This is a genomic window from Streptomyces sp. NBC_01450, assembly GCF_036227505.1.
Lineage (GTDB): Bacteria > Actinomycetota > Actinomycetes > Streptomycetales > Streptomycetaceae > Streptomyces.
In genome coordinates this window covers 5,614,951-5,633,761 of record NZ_CP109480.1, presented here as the reverse complement: position 1 = coordinate 5,633,761, position 18,811 = coordinate 5,614,951, and the positions used below count along the sequence as shown (strand labels likewise).

At 69.4% G+C, this 18,811-nt stretch carries 11 protein-coding genes; 3 read left to right on the top strand and 8 right to left on the bottom strand.

From position 1 onward, the window contains the following. The first annotated feature begins 76 nt into the window (after nt 1–76). A complete protein-coding gene (locus tag OG568_RS25035) occupies nt 77–1,420 on the top strand; it encodes an N-acetylmuramoyl-L-alanine amidase (protein ID WP_443077760.1) in 1,344 nt (447 codons plus the stop codon). Between the two features lie 192 nt (nt 1,421–1,612). Here the strand turns inward: OG568_RS25035 and OG568_RS25030 are convergent, their stop codons facing one another. From OG568_RS25030 to OG568_RS25010, 5 genes are all read right to left on the bottom strand, one after another. Beyond that, nucleotides 1,613–2,248 (bottom strand): response regulator transcription factor, encoded by a 636-nt coding sequence (locus OG568_RS25030; RefSeq protein ID WP_329533186.1) that lies wholly within the window; start codon nt 2,246–2,248, stop codon nt 1,613–1,615. Further along, a complete protein-coding gene (locus OG568_RS25025; RefSeq protein ID WP_329533185.1) occupies nt 2,245–3,444 on the bottom strand; it encodes a sensor histidine kinase in 1,200 nt (399 codons plus the stop codon). The genes OG568_RS25030 and OG568_RS25025 overlap by 4 nt, the downstream gene beginning before the upstream one ends. Before the next feature lie 5 nt (nt 3,445–3,449). Next, a complete protein-coding gene (locus OG568_RS25020) occupies nt 3,450–5,648 on the bottom strand; it encodes an MMPL family transporter (RefSeq protein WP_329533184.1) in 2,199 nt (732 codons plus the stop codon). 324 nt (nt 5,649–5,972) lie between these two features. Continuing rightward, a complete protein-coding gene (locus OG568_RS25015; protein WP_266584170.1) occupies nt 5,973–6,551 on the bottom strand; it encodes a carboxymuconolactone decarboxylase family protein in 579 nt (192 codons plus the stop codon). 111 nt (nt 6,552–6,662) lie between these two features. Next, entirely contained in the window at nt 6,663–8,180 is a 1,518-nt protein-coding gene (locus OG568_RS25010) for an MFS transporter (protein ID WP_329533183.1), read from the bottom strand. Between the two features lie 226 nt (nt 8,181–8,406). Here OG568_RS25010 and OG568_RS25005 point away from each other — a divergent pair, with 226 nt between their 5' ends. Further along, nucleotides 8,407–8,985 (top strand): TetR/AcrR family transcriptional regulator, encoded by a 579-nt coding sequence (locus tag OG568_RS25005; protein WP_329533182.1) that lies wholly within the window; start codon nt 8,407–8,409, stop codon nt 8,983–8,985. A gap of 345 nt (nt 8,986–9,330) precedes the next feature. On the opposite strand, the gene OG568_RS25000 is transcribed toward OG568_RS25005, so the two are convergent. After that, a complete protein-coding gene (locus OG568_RS25000; RefSeq protein ID WP_329533181.1) occupies nt 9,331–12,348 on the bottom strand; it encodes an FG-GAP-like repeat-containing protein in 3,018 nt (1,005 codons plus the stop codon). A gap of 531 nt (nt 12,349–12,879) precedes the next feature. On the opposite strand from OG568_RS25000, the gene OG568_RS24995 reads away from it, so the two are divergent. After that, the gene (locus OG568_RS24995; RefSeq protein ID WP_329533180.1) at nt 12,880–14,253 is read left to right on the top strand and encodes a phosphatase PAP2 family protein; all 1,374 of its coding nucleotides are present in this window, start codon (nt 12,880–12,882) and stop codon (nt 14,251–14,253) included. 110 nt (nt 14,254–14,363) lie between these two features. Here the strand turns inward: OG568_RS24995 and OG568_RS24990 are convergent, their stop codons facing one another. Next, nucleotides 14,364–17,417: an FG-GAP-like repeat-containing protein gene (locus OG568_RS24990; protein ID WP_329533179.1), complete on the bottom strand. Its 3,054-nt coding sequence runs from the start codon at nt 17,415–17,417 to the stop codon at nt 14,364–14,366. A 287-nt stretch (nt 17,418–17,704) separates the two neighbouring features. Next, entirely contained in the window at nt 17,705–18,637 is a 933-nt protein-coding gene (locus OG568_RS24985) for an LLM class F420-dependent oxidoreductase (protein WP_329533178.1), read from the bottom strand. Between the last annotated feature and the right edge of the window lie 174 nt (nt 18,638–18,811).

The following is an 18,811-nucleotide window of genomic DNA, read 5'->3' as shown; positions in this document are numbered from 1 at the left end:
TCCCACAACCCCACCACCCCACACCAGCCCCCGACCGTCACCACCGAGGGGCTATCTCGCCATCCCCACCTGACCGTTGAGTTTTCCGGTCAGCGGCTGGAAGGACATCGGCTACAACTTCCTCGTCGACAAATGCGGCACCATCTTCGAGGGCCGCAAGGGCGGCGTCGACCTTCCGGTGTTCGGCGCACACACCTACGGCTGGAACCGGGAGGCCGCAGGCGTCGCGGTGCTCGGTGACTACACCACCACCAGCGCCACCAACGCCACGCTGGCATCGGTCGCCCGCCTGGCGGCCTGGAAGCTCGGCCAGTACGGCGCCGATCCCGCCGGAACCACCCAGCTGACCGCGGGCGCGAGCCAGCACAACTACTTCAGCACCGACTTCACCGCGGGCAGCAAATACACCTTCCAGCGGATCTCCGGCCACCGGGACGGCTTCAACACACAGTGCCCCGGCGGCCTGCTCTACGACCAACTGCCGACCATCCGCACCTGGGCGTCCGGCCCGGTGCAGGGCCTGAAGGTCAGCTCGGTCGACGGCGCGGCCCTTTCGGGCTCGACGTACTACACCAAGGGCGGCATCACCGTCCGCTGGACGGCCACCACACCGGCGTCGTTGATCTCGAAGTTCGAGCTGCTGGTCGACGGCAAGAGCGTCGCCACCGCCTCCGGAACCGCCACCTCCGTCGGCGCCACCCTGCCACTGGGCAGCCACACCGTCGCCGTGCGGGCCGTGCACCAGTCCGGCAAGACCGCGACCAGTGCCGCGCTGAGTGTCGTCGCGGAGACGACCGCACCGACCTTCACCACCAACCCGAAGCTCTCCCTGCGCTCCGGCACCGTCAGCACCAGCGCCGTCCCGGTCGCTCTCGGCTGGAAGGCCACCGACGACAAGGCCCTGCGCGAGGTGAAGCTGCTGTCCCCCACCACCGCCACCTTCGGCCCGACCACCACCACGTCCAACCGCACCGTCAAGTCCGGCGCCGCCACCACCTGGTCGATGCGGGCCTACGACTACGCCGGTAACTACCGCACGTCGTCCCCCTCGTACACCCCGGTGATCCTGCAGGAGACCGCCGCCACGAAGTCCGGCAGCTGGACCACCCGCTCCTCCACCAGCTACCTCGGCGGGCAGTCCTACTCCAGCGGTTCCAAGGGCGCCGGCCTCACCTGGACCTTCACCGGCCGCTCCGTCGCCTGGGTGGTCTCCCGCGCCGCCAGCTCCGGCCAGGCGTACATCTACGTCGACGGCACCAAGATCTCCACCGTCGACCTGAAGTCCTCGACCACCCTGTACCGGCAGGCGATCTGGACCAAGACCTGGTCCAGCAGCGCCAAGCACACCATCAAGATCGTCGTGGTCGGCACCAGCGGCCGTCCCACCGTCACCACCGACAGCCTCGTCTACATCAAGTAACCCTGGTACATCAAGTAACCCAAGCCCCACGAAAACGCAGCGCGCCACACCGACCGGCGCATGCGGTCCCCCAGCACGAAGTCGGCCTTCACGATCCGCCGTACGCGGTCGTGAAGGCCGGGGGCGCTGTCCTTGGACCTGGCGTTCATCGAAAAGGCTGCCATGCGCCGCGGGACGGACGAGGTCAAGCGATCAGTAAGGCCGTCGCAGGAGCCCCCGCTCCATGGCCACCACCACCGCTCTCGTCCGGTCGTTGACATCGAGCTTGGCGAACAGGCGCAGCAGATGTGTCTTCACCGTGGCTTCGGCGATGACGAGGCGTCTGCCGATCTCGGCATTGGTGAGTCCGTCGGCCACCGCGTTGAGGACGTCGGTCTCGCGGTCGGTCAGCGGGTCCTGGGCCGGTCTGCGCATCCGCGCGACCAGCTTCTCGGCGACCCGAGGAGCCAGCACCGTCTCGCCGCGTGCCGCCGAGTGGATGGCGTCGACGAGCTGCTCGCGCGTGGTGTCCTTGAGCAGGTAGCCGATGGCACCGGCCTCCACTCCGCGTTCGATGTCCGTGTCGTACGTCGTCAGGATCAGCACCCGGGTACGCGGAAACCGGACGACGATCTCGGCCGTCGTCGCCACCCCGTCCAGGACGGGCATCCGCAGATCGACCAGGGCCACGTCGGGGTCGTACCGCTCGACGAGTTCGAGCGCCGCGCGTCCGTCGCCCGCCTCGCCGACGATCTCGATACTGTCCTCGGCGGCGAGCAGAGCGACCACTCCGGCCCGCATCACCGTGTGATCGTCCACCACGACGATGCGCAGACTTCCCTCGCTCATGCCTCCACCTCGCTCGCCATGGGGATCATCGCCAGGATCCGCGTCCCGTCGCCCACCGAACTCGTCACCGTGAGCCTCCCGCCCAGCTCCGCCAGCCGTTTGCGCATGCCGTCGAGCCCGAAGCCCGTCGACTCCTTCACCACGAACCCTGTTCCGTCGTCGGTGATCTCCAGCTCCACTCCGTACGGCCGCCGGACCAGCACCACGCCGACCGTGGACGCGCGCGCGTGTTTGCGCACGTTGGCCAGGGACTCCTGGGTGCAGCGCAGCAGCGCGATCCGGGTCTGCTGGTCGCACTCGAGGTCCGCCAGGTCGGCGTCCACGGCGAGCCCGGTGTCCTCCGCGAAGCGGTCCAGCGTGCGGCGCAGAGTCTGCGCCACCGAACCGGCCGCCACCCGGCCCGGACCCGGCTGCGTCGCCGAGCCGACCAACTCCCGGGCCTCGGTGAGGTTTTCCCGAGCGGTGGACTCGATCGACCGCAACTGCTGGTCACTGCGCGCCGGATCGTCGGACATCCCCGCCCGTGCCGCCTCCGCGAGCACGATGATCGATGCGAAGCCCTGCGCGAGCGTGTCGTGGATGTCCCGTGCCATGCGTTCCCGCTCGTCCGCCGCGCCCTGCCGTTGGTGCGCCTCGGACAGTTCCTCCTGTGCCCGTTCCAACTCCTTGATCAGTCGCGCCCGTTCGCTGCTCTGCGCGACGACCGAGTGTGCCCACAGGCCGATCAGCACACCCACCGCGACCACGATCAGGGTGGACACCAGCGTCTCGCCGAAGAACTCCGCCGACCAGCCCTGCCTGACCAGGGCCCCGGTCAGCGTGGCACCGGTGGCCGCTCCGAGGAACCCCATCGAAGCCCTCGGAGTACGCCCGAACATCCAGTAGTGCGGCAGCGTCACCATGAACAGCGCCGCGTAACTGCTGCCCAGATACGCCAGCCCGCCGAGTACGAGCACGAGCACCGAGAGGTAGACCTGCGGACGTACAACTGGATTGCCCGGGAAGCGGTCGAGAACCGCGTAGCACAGCACCACGCAGCCCAGCAGCGCGAGTGCCTTGTACTTGCTTCCGCCGGGCGGGGCCGCCGTCACCAGCCCGACGGCCATCGCACCGAACAGCGCCCAGCACACCGCGTTCCACCGGCGCAGTGAAGTGGCCCAGAAGGCGTCGGCCAAGGGGTCGGCGAGAGCGGTCATGCCGATCAACGTACGTCGACCACCGGTCGCCCGTCGGCCGTTCGGGCTGAGGCCGCGGCCCTTCGCCCGGCTTGCCGTGAGGGCCACCAGCTCGCCTCACCGAGCAGCAGCATCGCCGACGGCAGGACCATGATCCGGACGACGAAGGCATCGAGCAGCACGGCCACCGCGAGGACGAAGCCGATCTGCTTCATCTCGATGATGTGCAGGAAGACGAAACTCACGAACACGGTCGTCATCACCACCGCGGCACTCGTCACCACGCTCGCCGACCTGTGGATTCCATCGAGCACGGCCTGCCTCGTGGACGCGCCCGTGAGCACGGCCTCCCTGATCCGGCTCACCACGAACACCTGGTAGTCCATCGAGAGCCCGAAGAGGATCACGAAGAGGAACAGCGGTACGCGCGAGCCGATCGAACCCGTGGAGTGGAAGTCCAACAGCCCTTCGGCCCAGGTTCCCTGGAAGACCAGGACGAGCAGTCCGAGCGCCGCTGCCGCGGACAGCAGATTCAGTACGACACCGATCAGGCCCAGCGCCACCGAGCGGAACGCGTATGTGGTCATCGCGAAGGTCACGAGCAACAACGCACCGAGGACCAGCGGGAGTTTGCCGTTCTGGTGAGCGGGATAGTCGGCGTACCGGGCGACGTCCCCGCTCACTCCGAACTCGGCCCCGTCGATCCGGCCGACGGTCGCGGGCAGGTAGTCGTCCCGCAGGTGGTCGAGGGAGTCGTACGCCTGGTCGGAGTTGCCCAGGTACGGCACCTTCAGCTCGAGCACGCTGATCCGGTGGTCGGCGGATGTCCGGATCCCCGAGGCGCCGGCGAACAGCGGGTCGGCGTCGGCGCGTCGGGCCAGTTCGCGCAGTGCCCGGGTGACCTCGCCGGAGCGCGCGGCGTCGGCACGTACGACGACCTGGTGCGTGACCCGCTGATCCGGGAAGGCTTCGTTGAGCCGGTCGTACACCCGCATGGCGGGGATGTCCCGGGAGTGCGTGTCCCGGCTCATCTCCGTGATCTTCAACCCGGCCAACGGGGTGACGAGCGCCAGCAGGGCAAGGACCGAGACGCACAGGGTGGCCAGGGGGTGCCTGCTCGCCGGCCGCAGCAGCGCGGCCCACACGCGGCCGCCGCCGTCGCCCCGTGTCCGGCGCGCCGGCTTTCCGCGCCCGGCACGGCGCCGCGCCCCGCGCTCGGCCCGCTGTCCGAGCTTGACCAGCAGCGCCGGCAGCGCCGTCAGGGAACTGGCCACCGCGACCAGGACGACCACGATGGTGCCGGTGGCCAGCGAGGAGAAGATGACGTCGGAGGCGAGATACAGCGTCGCGGTGGAGGCCACGACCGCGAGCCCGGAGATCACGACCGCCCGCCCCGAGGTCGCCGCGGCCAGCTCCACCAGCGCCTCGGCGCTCAGCCGGCCACCCGAGCGGACGCGCTCCTCGCGCTCCCGCTTGAGGTAGAAGAGCGTGTAGTCGACGCCGACGGCGAGGCCGATCATCAGGATGACGTTCGTGCCGACCCCGGCGTCGGGGGAAAGGTGCGAGGCCACCATCGACAGCCCGACGGCCGCCGCGATCGACGACAGAGCCAGCAGCAGCGGCACCCCCGCCATGGTCACGGACCCGAAGACGATCAACAGGGTGACCAGGGTGATGGGCAGCGTGATCTCCTCCGACAGCGCCAGGTCGTCGCCGCGCTGCTGGTCGACTCCCTTGCTGATGGAGGGACTCCCGGTTTCCTCCAGCAGCAGCCCGGGACGCGCCTTCCCCACGGCCTCGGTCTGGGCGAGCAGCGCGTCGACCTTGTCCTTCGCGTCCCGTTCCTCGCCCTTGAGGGCCACCTCGACCATGAGGATCCGGCGATCCCCGGACAGCAGCGGGTCGGCCACGCCCGCCACCTCGGGCAGCCGGTTCATCCGGGCGGTCAGGTCCTTCGCGGCGGCCTCGGCCGCGGCCCGGTCGAGGGGGCCCGACCTGGAGGAGATCAGCACCTGCTCGGTGGACCTGCGTTCCAGATGGCCCTGGGCGGCCATCGCCTCCGCCCGGCCGGCCTCGCCGACCCGGTAGTCGGCCGTCGTCGCGCTGTGTGTGCCGACGGCACTGCCGATCCCCAGGCACAGCACCACGAACACGAGCCAGCCGACGATGGCCCGCCAGGGGTGCCGAGCGCTCCAACGGGCCATGCGCACAGTGAATGATTTCATGCCCAAAAGCCTTGCTGGCCAGTGCAGTTGGCGGGCAGAGGTACCCGGTTGAACTTCGCGTCCACCGATCGGTGGACGCGAACCGGGAGAGGCTCCCGCGAGCCAGGTCCCAAGGGGCTTTGCAGAAGAGCGGGTGACGAGTGGTCTACCGGTCTTATGGGCACGCTTTGGGGCTGGCGCCGTATCGCGAGAACGTCGGTGGCGGACAGAGAGTGCGATGGGGCCCGAGGCGACATGTCCTGATGCCGTCTGACTGAGTGGCCCGGGGCGTTCACCGAGTGAACTTCCTGGCCGTTCACCCGGTGAACAGACTTTGCGCCTCGGTCATGCTGTCGAGGCCGCATCGGACGTCTCGGGGCGTGTGGCCAGCGGGATCTCGCAGGCGTCGGAGAAGCCTTGTGAGGTGACGCCGTTCGCCACGTTGGCCCTGGTCGCCAGGTTGACGTAGGCGATGTACGCGGTGAGCTCGATCATCGCCGTGGGACCGAGCCGGTCGAGCAGGCTCGCGTACAGCTCGTCGGTGACGGTCGGCGGTGTGTTCGTCATGGCCTCGGCGTACTCCATCACATCCCGCTCAAGCGGCGAGAACACCTCCGACCTCCGCCAGCGCGGTACCTGGCTTGCCTTGGTCAGGTCCAGGTTCTCGTTCTGCGCCTGGAAGTAGCCGATGTCGAGGCACCAGCTGCAGCCGACCTGCGACGCGACGGCCATGTGCGCGAACGACTTGAGGCTCGCGTCGGCCGCGCTCCACGCGCCCACCTTGCCGCCGAACTCCAGGTTGTCCTGGGTGACTTCGGGGCTGTGCCACAGCACCTCGACGTTCTCGGGTACGGCACCGAGCTGTTTGACCATGTTTTCCTTGAGCTCGCTGGGGAGCTCGGCCTTCGGGATGCGAAGCGCCATGATGTCGTCCTTCCTGTGTGTGCGTATGCACGTAGGTGTGTACGTCCGTGTGCTGGTTGTGCGGCATGAAGGGGCCGTCGGGCTCGCGCATGTGACGGCCGGGTTCGCGGGCTAGCCGATACGAGTGCCGGCAGCCGCCTTCTCGTTGCGCGGCCGGCTCTGCGGGGTGGTCCTGCGCGGGTCGGCGTTGATCACTACGGTCACGAGCGCCGCGGTGGCCAGCATGATGCCGAGCGCCCAGGAGGCGGCCACGGCGTAACCGTGCACGGTGGCCTCGCGTATCAGGTCGGTGCCGTTCCGGTGTTCGTCGAGGTAGGTGCCGCCGGCGCCCGCGGCGATGGTGTTCAGCAGCGCGGTGCCGATCGAGGCGCCGACCTGCTGGGCGGTGTTGACCGTCGCGGAGGCCACGCCCGCGTCGCGCTGGTCGACGCCGCTGGTGGCGACCGACACGGTGGGCCCGAACAGGGTGCCGATGCCCAGTCCGAGCAGCATCTCGGCAGGGACGATCACCTTGAGGTAGGAGCTGTCCGGAGTGAGCCGGGTGAGGAGGGCCAGCGAAGCCGCCGCGGCCAGGAGGCCGGGCACGATGAGAGTCCGGGGCGGGACCTTGGGCAGCAGACGGCCGGCGAGTTGGGTGGCTCCGAGGACGTTCATCGCGACCAGCGGCAGCAGGGCGACGCCCGTCTTGACCGCGGAGTAGCCCATGACGGTCTGGAGTTGGTAGGTGAGGAAGAGGAAGACGCCGAACAGCCCGAGCGTGGCCAGCGCGACGGTGGCGAGGGCCGTGCCCCGGTTGCGGTCCGTCAGGATGCGCAGGGGCAGCAGCGGGGTGCTCCGCCTGGCCTGCAGGATCACGAAGACGATCAGCAGAACGCCCGCCAGTGCCAGCGACCCGAAGACCCGGTCGGCGTGCCAGCCGCGCGCACCGGCCTCGGAGAAGCCGTAGACCAGGGCGGCGATGCCACCGCAGCCGGTGATCGTGCCGAAGACGTCCATGCGCGCCTCCGCCCGGCCGGGCGGATCGGGCAGGGTGAGGACGGCGCCCACGGTGGCGGTCAGGGCGATCGGAATGTTGACGTACATGCACCAGCGCCAGTCCAGAGTGCTGGTGAGGAGGCCGCCGACGACGAGTCCGAGGCCGCCGCCCGCGGTGAGTACCGCTGTGTAGATGCCGATGGCCTTACCTCGTTCGGCCTGCTCGGGGAACATCGTCACGAGCAGTGCCAGGGTGGAGGGGGCCAGTAGGGCGGCGAAGAGTCCCTGGCCGGCCCGGGCCGCGATCAGCATCCAGCCGGACTGCGCCATGCCGCCGATTCCGGAGACGACGGCGAAGCCCAGGACGCCCATCAGCAGGGTGTGTTTGCGGCCCAGGCGGTCGGCGACACGGCCGCCGAGAAGCAGCAGGCCGCCGAAGGCCAGGGTGTAGGCCGTCACCACCCACTGGCGGTTGGCGTCGGACAGGTCGAGATCGCTCTGGGCCGTGGGTAGCGCGATCGTCACGATGGTCGTGTCCAGGGTGATCATCAGCTGGGCGAGGGCGATGGTTGCCAGCCCCCACCAGCGGCGTTCCGGTAACGGGGCCGCGCCCGGTGCCGCAGCGCCGCCCGGTTCGTTGTCCGTGGTCGTCATCGCGGTGAGACACCTCTCGCACGGGGAGTCGGGATCGTGGGTCGAGCACGCCATGGCGGACTGCGTCACTCCATTGCTTTACTTGCCGACAGGTAAAACAATGGGGATGTGCACACCATAGCCCCATTGCCTGTCGGTCGGCAAGTGATGGAGGGTGGGGCCGGATCGGCCGGACGCGACGGGACCGGCCGTAGGGTTGAAGGCCACGCAGGGAAAGAGGACATCCATGGCCGGACGCCGTACCGACACCCGTCAGCGCGCCCAGCGCGTGGCGTTGCGACTCTTCGCCGAGTACGGCTACGAGGGCACCTCGTTGCGGATGATCGCGGAGGGGCTGAACATCACCAAGGCCGCCCTCTACTACCACTACAAGTCCAAGGAGGAGATCCTCGCGGCCGTCCTGTCGGACTTCTCCGGCGCGGTCGCCGACTTGATCGAGTGGGGCGAGCAGCAGCCCTCGGGGCCCGAAACCCAGCGTGAACTGCTCCGCAGATACGGCGAGTTGACCGTCGACGGAGTCACGGCCGCGGCACGCCTCATCCAGGTGAACGAGCCCGCGCTGCGTGAACAGCCGCTCGCCGCAGAGGTTCAGGCCCAGGTCATCGCTCTGTTCGACCTGCTGGCGGGTCCGGGCGTACTCACGGGGGCGGACGGCCCTGTCGCGGCACTCAGGGTCAAGCTGGCCATCTCCGCACTGCACCTGGCGGGCGAGGAAGCCGAGAGCGGTGGCCGGGACGTCATGGACGCGGCCCTGGACATCGCCTGCGGCCTCCTCGACCCGCAGTGGGCCGGTTCAACACCCTGACACCTCACCGACGGTGTGGGCGCCGGCGTGATCAACCGCAGCAGTCCTGCATCCTTTTGGACGGCTTCCGGCGGGGTGCTGGACGATTCGGTCCCGGTATTGAGGCGGTGGCGAGGGCGGCAGCGTGAAGTGCCCGCAGGACTCGACGGGACGGCACCCAAGCAACGTGCGAACCACTGCTTCGGGCGGCGAAGAACCCCCGGGTCCATGACCTGGGGGCTTCTTCTGGAGCGGGTGACGAGAATCGAACTCGCGCTTTCGGCTCGGGAAGCGACGGTACTTCCCGAGCCGGATGGCTTCGGTCAGGGGCTGGGCACTCCCTCGGACGCGACCTGTCGCGGCCGGTCAGTACAGGGCCTTGTAGCCCTGCCAGCCGGCGGCGATCTCGGTGCGGGGACCGAAGGAGCCCTTGCCGTCGCCGTTGTTGCGCCACAGCTTGCCGGAGGTGTCGCGGGAGACGATGTCCGCCCTCCCGTCCCCGGTGATGTCGCCGGCGCCCACCACGACGTTGTAGGAGGCACCCCAGTTGTCGGCCACCTTGACCCGTGCCCTGAAGCCGCCGGTCGCCGTGCCCGCGTACCGCCACAACTTGTTCGACGTGTCCTGCGCCAGCAGGTCTCCGTACCCGTCACCGTTGAGGTCGCCGACGCCGATGATCTTCTTGTAACCGGACCACTTGGAGAAGATCTTCACCCGTGCCGAGAGCTTTCCGCTGCTTGTGGCCTTGTACAGGTAGATGTCACCGGTGGACGCCTGGCGGGCGATCAGGTCCCCCCGGCCGTCACCGGTGATGTCGCCCGGTGAGGTCAGCACGTTGTACTGGTTCCAGCCCGACGTTCCCAGCGTGGTGTACGGCGTGGATGTCGTCAGGGCTTTGCCGCACCCCGGGCGGTACGCCCGCAGCGCACCGCTGGTGAGCCGCACGAGCACGTCGTTGCAGCGGTCACCGTTCAGGTCTCCGAACGGCACCACCGTGATCGAGGCCGGCCAGCCCGAAGCCGACGTCTTCGTCGAGAACTTCCCGGCGCCGTCGCCCCGGTGGAAGGAGAGCGCACCCTGGGGGGTGAGCGTGAGCAGGTCACCGATGCCGTCGGACCCGACATGGTCGCGTCTCACCGCGGCGCCACCGGTCAGTTTCAGCGAGCCGGACGCCGTCGCCGACGCACCGAGCCCGTCGGCCGGGGCCACCGTCAGTGTCCAGCTGTACGTGCCGTTCGGCACATACGCGCCCGTCGACGTCGTGCCGTTCCAGGACGTGTGGACCGCGTCGTGTGCGGCGCCACCGGACAGAGTGCGCACGGTGGCCCCGGTCGCCTTGCTCCTGAGCGCCAGCGTCCACGACGCGGCCGGCTTCGACAGCCACCACGTGCCGTCCCACGAGGACGACGAGTTCACCAGGGCGACCGAAGGCTGCGTCCTCGCCCCCAGGACCGCGATGTCCGTGGCGGGGATGCCGCTCCGTAGGACGTGGATGTCCTGGGAGGCCGGGTCCACGTAACCGACCAGGCCGGTGTACGGATCGACGTCCCACTTTCCGGCCTTGGCCGCGAGGGTCCGACTCACCGCGGAGCCGCTCGTGACGTCCGTGAGGTTCAGCGCTCCGGATGTGGAGTCACGCGTGACCAGGAAGCCGTCGCCCAGGCGCGCCTCTCTGCCGGTGGGCACGGCGATGAGCGTCTTCCTGCGGGTGTCGTACACGAAGGTCTTCTGCACGCTGCCCTGGGGAAGATCGCACCAGCCGGACCAGTACACCCAGCGTCCCACCGCCTGGAAGTCGCCCAGACCGCAGCTGCTGCCACTGCCGACCACCCTGAACGACGTGATCGTGTTGCCCGAACGCACCTCCGTGGCCGTGACACTGCCGTCCCCGGCCGCCGCCCACAGCGTTTCCCCCCACAGGGCGGAGGGGACCGCACCGGCCGCGCCCGTGCGGGTGCGCACTACCTTCCGTGTGTCCAGATCCGCCACCATCAGGCCGTCTCCCGCGGGCGAGGGCCCACGCCAGGCCGCATACCGGCCCTCGACGTCCACGAGGCCGTGGTTGTCCTGGAGGCCCGAGGCCAACACGGTGCTGGGAAGGGACTGACCCCGGTCCAGGACGGAGACCTCCCCGGCCGTGTTCCGGATGACCGCCCGGCCGTCACCCGTACCCATCAGGTCGGGACAGCTCCCGCGGTCCCCGGCCATGACCCCGCACCTCTGGGTCGCTCCCCGGTCCGTGCGCGTGCCCGCCGTCAGAGCCCCCGCCGTGACCAGCGAGCGGCTGTACAGGTGCGTCGCCCCGTCGCCGGACTCGTAGGTCATCAGCTCACCGCCGCTCAGATCGAGCGACTCGATCCCGATGGGCACCGCCGGAAGGCCCACGATCCGGCGGGCCCGGGGCAGACCGTCGGCTCCCGCTTCGACCTTGGCGATGCCGTAGTCCAGAGAGGACTCCCCGCCGGCGAGGACCAGACCGCCGTCGGGGGTCACGAAGGCAGCGGGATCCGCCCGCTTGAACAGGGGCAGTTCCGCGGAGCCGTCGAAGGGCAGCGCTGACACACTCCAGACGGAGGAGTCGCTGCGCCGCGCGACGACGAGCGCGTCACCGACGACGCCAAGGATCTTGTCCCCGGAGTTGTGGGGGAACGCGACCTCGTGCGAGGGAGCGTCGTAGGCACCCTGGGCGTACACCCGCGCCCGGGACCCGCTGTAGCTGACCAGGTAGTCGGATCCCACCACGGTGTCGATGTTCGCCACCGGTGAAGGCAAGATCGTGGCGGCACCGGTCTCCGCATCCACCCAGGCGTAGTGGAGGACCTGGTCCGGGCCGTTGTAGTTGACGAGGAGGCCGGAGGTGGAACCCTTGGGGAAGAAGGGGAAGACCGTCCCGTCCGGGAGTCCGGTCACGGGCTTCTGCACCGTGCTGCCGTTCTCGTTGTGCAGCAGGAACAGCCGAGTCCGTTCCCCACCTGTCGACGTGCCGGTCAGGACTGTGCGCCCGTACGTCTGCATGTAGCTCTGGTCCGCCGGGATGACCACGGTCCCCGTCGTACCGGTTCCCATGTCCCGGAGCAGGACTTGCCCACCACTGCCCTGGGACGTGCGGAGGGCGACGACGTCCGAACCGGTGCCGTACGCACCCGGAGTGCGCGGCCCGAGTCGCTCGCCGCCTTCCACCGGCTTTCGGCTGCCGTCGTAGCCGGTCCACCAGAGGCCGTAACCCTCGGCGGTGGAGCGGTACTCGAGGAAGCCGGAGGCCCCCGCGCTCTGCGGATACGCCGTGCGCGGAGTCGTGCCCATGGTGGCCGGAACGGTGATTTCCGTTGCGGTGTCCGCGTGCGCAGGCGCCACCAGCGGCACGGCTGACACAGAGAGCGCCAACCCGATGATCGTGGCAAGAGAGCCACGCCTGAAGGTATGACGAGTCACTTGGTTCCCCTCCCCGACGGAGGGCCCCATCCCCCCGAACAAGCGGGCGGATACTAGCATTTGTTCACGACGGATGACCTTGTCGAGCCGCTTGGCCGGCCCGTGTGCGGACGGAGCGGCCGCCCGCGCGTACAAGCCGCGGAAGATACCCCCGCTCAGAGTCCCTCCAGGCCGATGACCTGGGGCGGTTCCGGCAGAGCCTGGGGCGGCCCCGACTCGCAGGTCGGCCGAGTGGGTCCGTCGCGACCGCACACGGATACGCGTGTCCGTTGATGCGCGGGGCGACGACAGGCCTGCCGTCAAGTACGAGGCCGGAACCCGGACTGTGAACTTTCCGTCTTCCCCCGTCGGGCGGGCTGTTCTTCGTGAGGTAGAAAATGGCCCCGACCGGAAGGTGACGAGCGAAACCCATCCTGACCTTTGACTAAAATTTATCAAATAGGCCAAGAATTGAGACATATACCAACGCAGTCTTCTTCGCGAATGAACTGCAGAATCGCGTTCTCCGTGTGGCGTCGACCGCGGGCGAGACTCTGGGCCGTAGCGGGTGTCGCGACCCTCGGATTCCACATTGCGCTGGAGATCGTCGCACGTCGCTACGGCCTGCCCGGGCCGATCACCAACGAGGTGCGAGATGCGGTATTCGCCCCCAAATCAGGCTTCTTGTTGTATGCCGGTATGGCGTTGATGATGGTGGTGCTCACCTGGCGGCAACGGTTCATCGCGGCTGGTGCCGCGATCGGTATCGACGTCGCCTTCTTGGTGGTCCGGTGGGCGGTCGGCGCCAGGACGACCGACTGCGATCCCGTCGGCACCGGCGCGTTGTGGGTGCTTCTGGGCTGTGCGGTCATCGCTGTCACGCGTCGCACCGGCCGGGAACGTGCCCTGCTGCTGAAGGGCGTCGGGCTGGGCCTGCTGCTGGTGGTCGGCCGCACGATCGGCGATACCTGGCTGTTCGTCACCGCCAAGACCCGCCCAGCGGTGCTCGACCAGTACGTGGCAACCGCCGATCACGCGCTGGGCAACCCGTCGTGGCTGGTAGGCCGGATCGTCACGGCCACCGGCCCGATCGGCTTCAACATGCTCCACGTCGTTTACGGTCAACTCGCGTTGGCCGCGGTCGTCGTCGCGCTGTACCAACTGCGTAACGTGGCGGTCGAGCGTCGCTTCCCGGGCCACCATCTGTTGCGCACCTTTCTGGTGATCGGCCTCCTCGGGCCGGCCTTCTACATGATCTTTCCGGTGGTCGGACCGGTCTTCGCCTACGGGACCGGCGTCGAGCACTGGACGACGGCCAGCCTGTGGTCGCAAGCGCCGCCCAGCGAGCACTGGGCGGTGGCCGACCTGTGGCCGGAGACGCCGCCGCCGATCAATACCCCGCACCACATGCCATTCGACGAGATCACCCCGCGGAACTGCATGCCCAGCCTGCACACGGCGTGGGCAACAGCGATTTTCATTCACTCCCGGAAGGGCCCACGGATTCTGCGAATCGCAGGCACGTTGTGGCTGATTGCCACGCTCGGCGCAACGCTGGGCTTCGGCTACCACTACGGCGCGGATCTCATCGCCGGCGTGGTGTTCACGCTCACGATCGAGGCAGCTCTGCGCTCGTTCGACCGTGGCTGGGATCGATCAGGGATCCGGCTGGTCGCTTACGGTGCAACGGTCTTCGCCGCGCTCTTGGTGTCCTATCGCTATCTGCCGTTGGAGATGGCAGAGCATCCGCGGGTGTCCGGACCTTTTCTCATATTGGCGATGACCTCAGTGGTCTACGGCTACGTACGGACCACCAAACTGTGGGAACCGAAGCCCGCACCAGCGCCGCAACCGGAACCACAACCCGAACTGATTTGAATCATGTTGCCCCATGGCATCCGGTGGCCGGGGTGTCTTGGGCGTGCGGCATGGAACGGGCCCGGACGAACCACGTCGTCCGGGCCCGCGGGGCAGTGGCGAAGGCCGGCTCAGAACAGGCCCTTGTACCCCTGCCAGCCAGTGGCGATCCTCGTACGGCCGCCGAAGGAGCCCTTGCCGTTGCCGTTGTTGCGCCAGACGGTGCCGGAGGTGTCGCGGGAGACGAGGTCAGCCCTGCCGTCGCCGGTGATGTCGCCCACCCCCACGATCACGTTGTACGACGCGCCCCAGTCGTTGAAGACCTTCACGCGGCTCTTGAACTTGCCGGTCGCGGTGCCGTCGTAGCGCCACAGCTCGTTCGACTTGTCCTGCGCCAGCAGGTCGCCGTGGCCGTCGCCGTTGAGGTCGCCGGCGCCCACGATCTTCTTGTAGCCCGTCCACTTGGACGCGATCTTCACCTTGGCGGAGAGCTTGCCGGTGCTCGTCGCCTTGTAGAGGTAGACGTCGCCGGTCGAGGACTGGCGGGCGATCAGGTCGGCCCGACCGTCACCGCTGATGTCCCCGGGCGAGGTCAGCACGTCGTACTGGTTCCAGCCCGTGCCCAGCGAGGTGTACGCGGTGGAAGGCGTCACCGCCGCCCCGCACGCGGGCCGGTAGGCGCGCAACGCGCCGCTGCTGAACCGGACGAGCACGTCGTTGCACCGGTCACCGCTCAGGTCGCCGAAGGGCACCGCCTTCACCGTCGTCGGCCACCCGGAGCCCGTCCGCTTCCCGGTGAACGTTCCCTTCCCCGCCCCGTACTGGTACGTCAGCCCGCCCGAGCCGTTCAGCGTCACCAGCTCGCCGAAGCCGTCCGACCCGACGAAGTCGCGGCGGACCGCGGCGGCTCCGGTGACCTTGACCGTGCCCGTCTTCGTCAGCGCCGTGCCCTGCCCGTCCGCGGGGGTGACGGTCAGCGTCCAGGTGTAGGCGCCGTTGGGGACCAGCCGGCCGGAGCCGTCCTTGCCGTTCCACGCCGGGGTCACCACACCGCGCGCCGGACCACCGGAGAGCGTGCGCACGGCCGCACCGGTGGCCTTGTCGCCGATCACGAGCTTCCAGGAGGCCGCGGGCTTGTTCAGCCACCACTTCGGGCTCCACTGCGTGGCGCCACCCTTGACGTCCACCGAGGTGGCGACGGTGGCGTCGCGCTGGACGAGGGCGGAGACGGGGACGTCACTGGAGGTCAGACGGATGGTGTTGTCGGAGCGGAGCTGGGCGATCACGCCGGTGTACGGGTCGACGTCCCAGGCGTTGCCCTCGAACTTCCCGGCGGTGTGCGAGACGGGCGTCCCGCTGCGGACGTCGATCACCTTGAGCTGCCCGGCCTCGACCGTCGCGACGAAGCCGTCACCGAGCTGCGCCTGTTCCCAGTCGGAGCCCGCGAGCGTCAGGTTCCGCTTGGTGACGGTGTCGTAGACGCCCTGCCCCTCCGAGTTGAGCACGCAGTTCCACAGCAGCCAACGGCCGACCGCCTGGAAGTCGTTCAGCAGGCAGCCGCGCCCGAACCACACCGGCTCGCCCTGTTGCCCGGTCAGCAGGTCGACGGGGGCCACGCTGTCGTTGCCGGACCTCACCCAGAGGGTGGTGCCCCAGATCGCCTGCACGGTGTCCGTCGTCGTGTACACCGTGCGCCCGGAGTCGAGGTCGACGACCCGGGTCTCGGCCGCTCCAGCGCTGTTGTACGGCCTGGTCAGGGCGGCGAAACGGCCGTTCGCGGCGGTCGCGGTCTGATAGCTGCGCGAGCCGTCGATCCGGGTGCCGGGCAGCGACCGGTCGGCCCCGAGGAGCTGGGGCTGCTGGGCGGCGCTCGTGCCGTAGCCGGAGATGACCGTCCGGCCGTCACCGGCGTCGAGGAGACGCGGGCGGCTGCCCGAGAAGTCCTCCGGCACGATACGGCCGCGGGTGGTGCGTGCCCCCGCCGCGGGGGAGTCGGCCACGCCGGTCTCCCGGGTGTGGAGATACGACCAGTCACCCACGGGGTCCTGCTCGACGGTGGTCAACCTCCCCTGAGAGAGGGTCAGTTGCGAGACCGTGTGGACGGTCTGCCGGGGGTACGCGTCCGCGATCCTGCGCACGGTGACCCCGCCGCCCTCGGTGGCCTCGACGAGGGAGACACCCCAGTGGTCCGTGTCGGCGCCGCCCGCGACCAGGAGCCCGCCGTCCGGAGTCGGCATGGCCTGCCGTGACGTCCTGGCCAGCAGCGTCCGCGGCGTAGAGCCGTCGAGGGGGACGGCCTCGACCCGGGAGACCGCGCGGCTGGTGTCGCGGCTGCCCAGGGAGGAGTCGTACCGGGACACGATGACGTTGTCGCCGACCAGGCCCAGCACCTGCAAGATGTCGCCGACCGGTACGGTCCGCACGGCGGCGGCCGGGTTCTGGCGGGAGGCGATGTGCAGGACGCCGTCGTAGCACCACACCAGATGAGTCGGGCTGAGGGCGACCTGGTCGTACCACGGCAGCACGTCGTACGGCAGGGCGGTGAAGCGCCCCTGCTCGACGTCGAGCCACCCGGTGACCGTGTCGTCGCCCTTGCGATACCGCACGACCTGCCCGCGCGCGTCGCCCAGCCCCGCGGCGGTCCACAGGTAGACGCCGGAGGGGACCCCTTCCACCGTGCGGTCGGAGACGGAGCCGTCGGCCCGGGCGTCCAGCAGATGCCACACGGAGTCGGTGCCAGGGGTTCCCGCGGTCGTGACGACCGTCGACCCGAGCGTGCTGAAGTACGCGTGTCCGTCGGGCAGCGCAACCGTGCTGACCTGGCCGGACGTCATGTTCCGCAGCGTCACGGTCCTGGCGGAGCTGTCATAGCGGGCGACGACGTCCGAGCCCGCGCCGGTACTCGTGACGCCGTACACGTCCGTGCCCGATGCGTCGACGACCGTGTCGACACCGTCGTACGTCGTCCACAGCTGGCCCCGCCCCTCCTCGTACCGGAGGAACCCCGAGGGCCCCGCGCTCAGCAGGCCCGTCCGGGGAACCATGGCCGTGGCGGCCGGCACGACCACCTCTCCGGTGACCGTGTCACCGTGCGCGCTGCCGACCGTCAGCGAGTCGAGGCCGAGAGCCAGTGTGAAGGAAACGGCTGCGGCGGTGGCGCCTCGTACGAGCGCACGTCTGCCCATTCAGAACCTCTCCAAGGACGGTAGGCGAAGGCTTGGAGAGACTTGCGCGCGCCGTTGAGCCGCAGGTCACGGACCCGCGGCACAGATGACGTCCCGCCCCCCAGGCAAGTGGCCGGATCCTAGCATTTTGCCTGTGCATGACCTTCGGGGCGGGGAGTGGCTTGCGCAGGGGGCAGGCTTGTACAGACGAGCCGAACGCTCACCGGCCCGCCGAGGCCAACCCCGGTCCCGGCGACGTCTACGACGAGATCGCGCCGGTGGAACTGCCCGAGGACCGGGCGGACTGGTCAGAAACCGGCCGCCCGGGCCGCCGAGTACACCTCGGCGGACACGTCCTTCAGCTCCTGAGCGTCCCGCGCGGCCCACGAGAGGTCGACCAGGAACTCGTCGAGACCGACCTCGGCGTACTCCATCAGATCGGCGACGATCTGCTCGACATCGCCCTGGAAGGGCCGGCGGTCCGGCCCCTCGAACCGTTCGGCGGTGTAGTCGGGGTTCACGCGTACCACCGTCCGCAGCGGCCGGGTGCGGCCCCGCTCGGCGGCGAGGTCCCGCAACCGGCGCCAGCTCGCGGCCACCTGATCGGGGCCGTCGGCGTACGGCAGCCAGCCGTCGGCGTGGTCCACGAGCCGGCGCATCGCCCGCGGGGTGTTGGCAGGCACCAGGATCGGGATCGGCCGGGCCGGCTTCGGCCCGACCACCGCCGAAGCGATCTTCGTGATCCGGCCGTCCTCGTAGACCACCGGGTCGGGGCCCCAGACCGCCCGGCACACCTCGAACACCTCATCCATGACCTTGCCGCGCTCCTCGAACGGGCGTACCCCGGCCGCCGCGTACTCGTCGAGGGACCAGCCGGTGCCGAGGCCCGCGACCACCCGGCCGCCGCTCGCCGCGTCCAGCGTGGCCAGGGATTTGGCCAGTTGGAAGGGGACGTGCAGCGGGGCCACCAGCACCGCGGTGCCCAGCTCGGCCCGCTCGGTGGCCGCCGCCGCGAGGGTCAGCGTGACCAGCGGTTCGGCCACGCCCCGGTAGGAGTCGGGCCAGGGCAGGCCCTGGACGCCGTACAGCGGCTGGGTCTGGGGTTCCGGGAACAGGGCCCGTTCATACACCCAGAGGCTGTCGTATCCGATGGCTTCGGCGGCCCGTGCCACGTCGGGCACGTCCTTGCCGAGGTCGTACTGCCGATTCTGCGGAAGACCGATGCCGAGCCGGGTCGTCATGGCACGCGCTCCTTAATAGTTGGTTGCGCAATCAGGTCGCCCACGCGGTCGAACTCGTCCGCCGGATCGGCCGGTTCGCAGGTGCCGGCGGTTGGCCAGCATGCGCAGCCTGTCGGCGTACTCACCGCGGGCCTCGGCGAATCGCTCCGGTTCGACCGCGTTGACGAGGATCTC

Excerpts from the sequence above, each read along its gene's own strand:
- OG568_RS25030 (WP_329533186.1), bottom strand. The coding sequence starts at position 2,248 with ATGAGCGAGGGAAGTCTGCGCATCGTCGTGGTGGACGATCACACGGTG.
- OG568_RS25025 (WP_329533185.1), bottom strand. The coding sequence starts at position 3,444 with ATGACCGCTCTCGCCGACCCCTTGGCCGACGCCTTCTGGGCCACTTCA.
- OG568_RS25020 (WP_329533184.1), bottom strand. The coding sequence starts at position 5,648 with ATGAAATCATTCACTGTGCGCATGGCCCGTTGGAGCGCTCGGCACCCC.
- OG568_RS25015 (WP_266584170.1), bottom strand. The coding sequence starts at position 6,551 with ATGGCGCTTCGCATCCCGAAGGCCGAGCTCCCCAGCGAGCTCAAGGAA.
- OG568_RS25010 (WP_329533183.1), bottom strand. The coding sequence starts at position 8,180 with ATGACGACCACGGACAACGAACCGGGCGGCGCTGCGGCACCGGGCGCG.
- OG568_RS25005 (WP_329533182.1), top strand. The coding sequence starts at position 8,407 with ATGGCCGGACGCCGTACCGACACCCGTCAGCGCGCCCAGCGCGTGGCG.
- OG568_RS24995 (WP_329533180.1), top strand. The coding sequence starts at position 12,880 with ATGAACTGCAGAATCGCGTTCTCCGTGTGGCGTCGACCGCGGGCGAGA.
- OG568_RS24990 (WP_329533179.1), bottom strand. The coding sequence starts at position 17,417 with ATGGGCAGACGTGCGCTCGTACGAGGCGCCACCGCCGCAGCCGTTTCC.
- OG568_RS24985 (WP_329533178.1), bottom strand. The coding sequence starts at position 18,637 with ATGACGACCCGGCTCGGCATCGGTCTTCCGCAGAATCGGCAGTACGAC.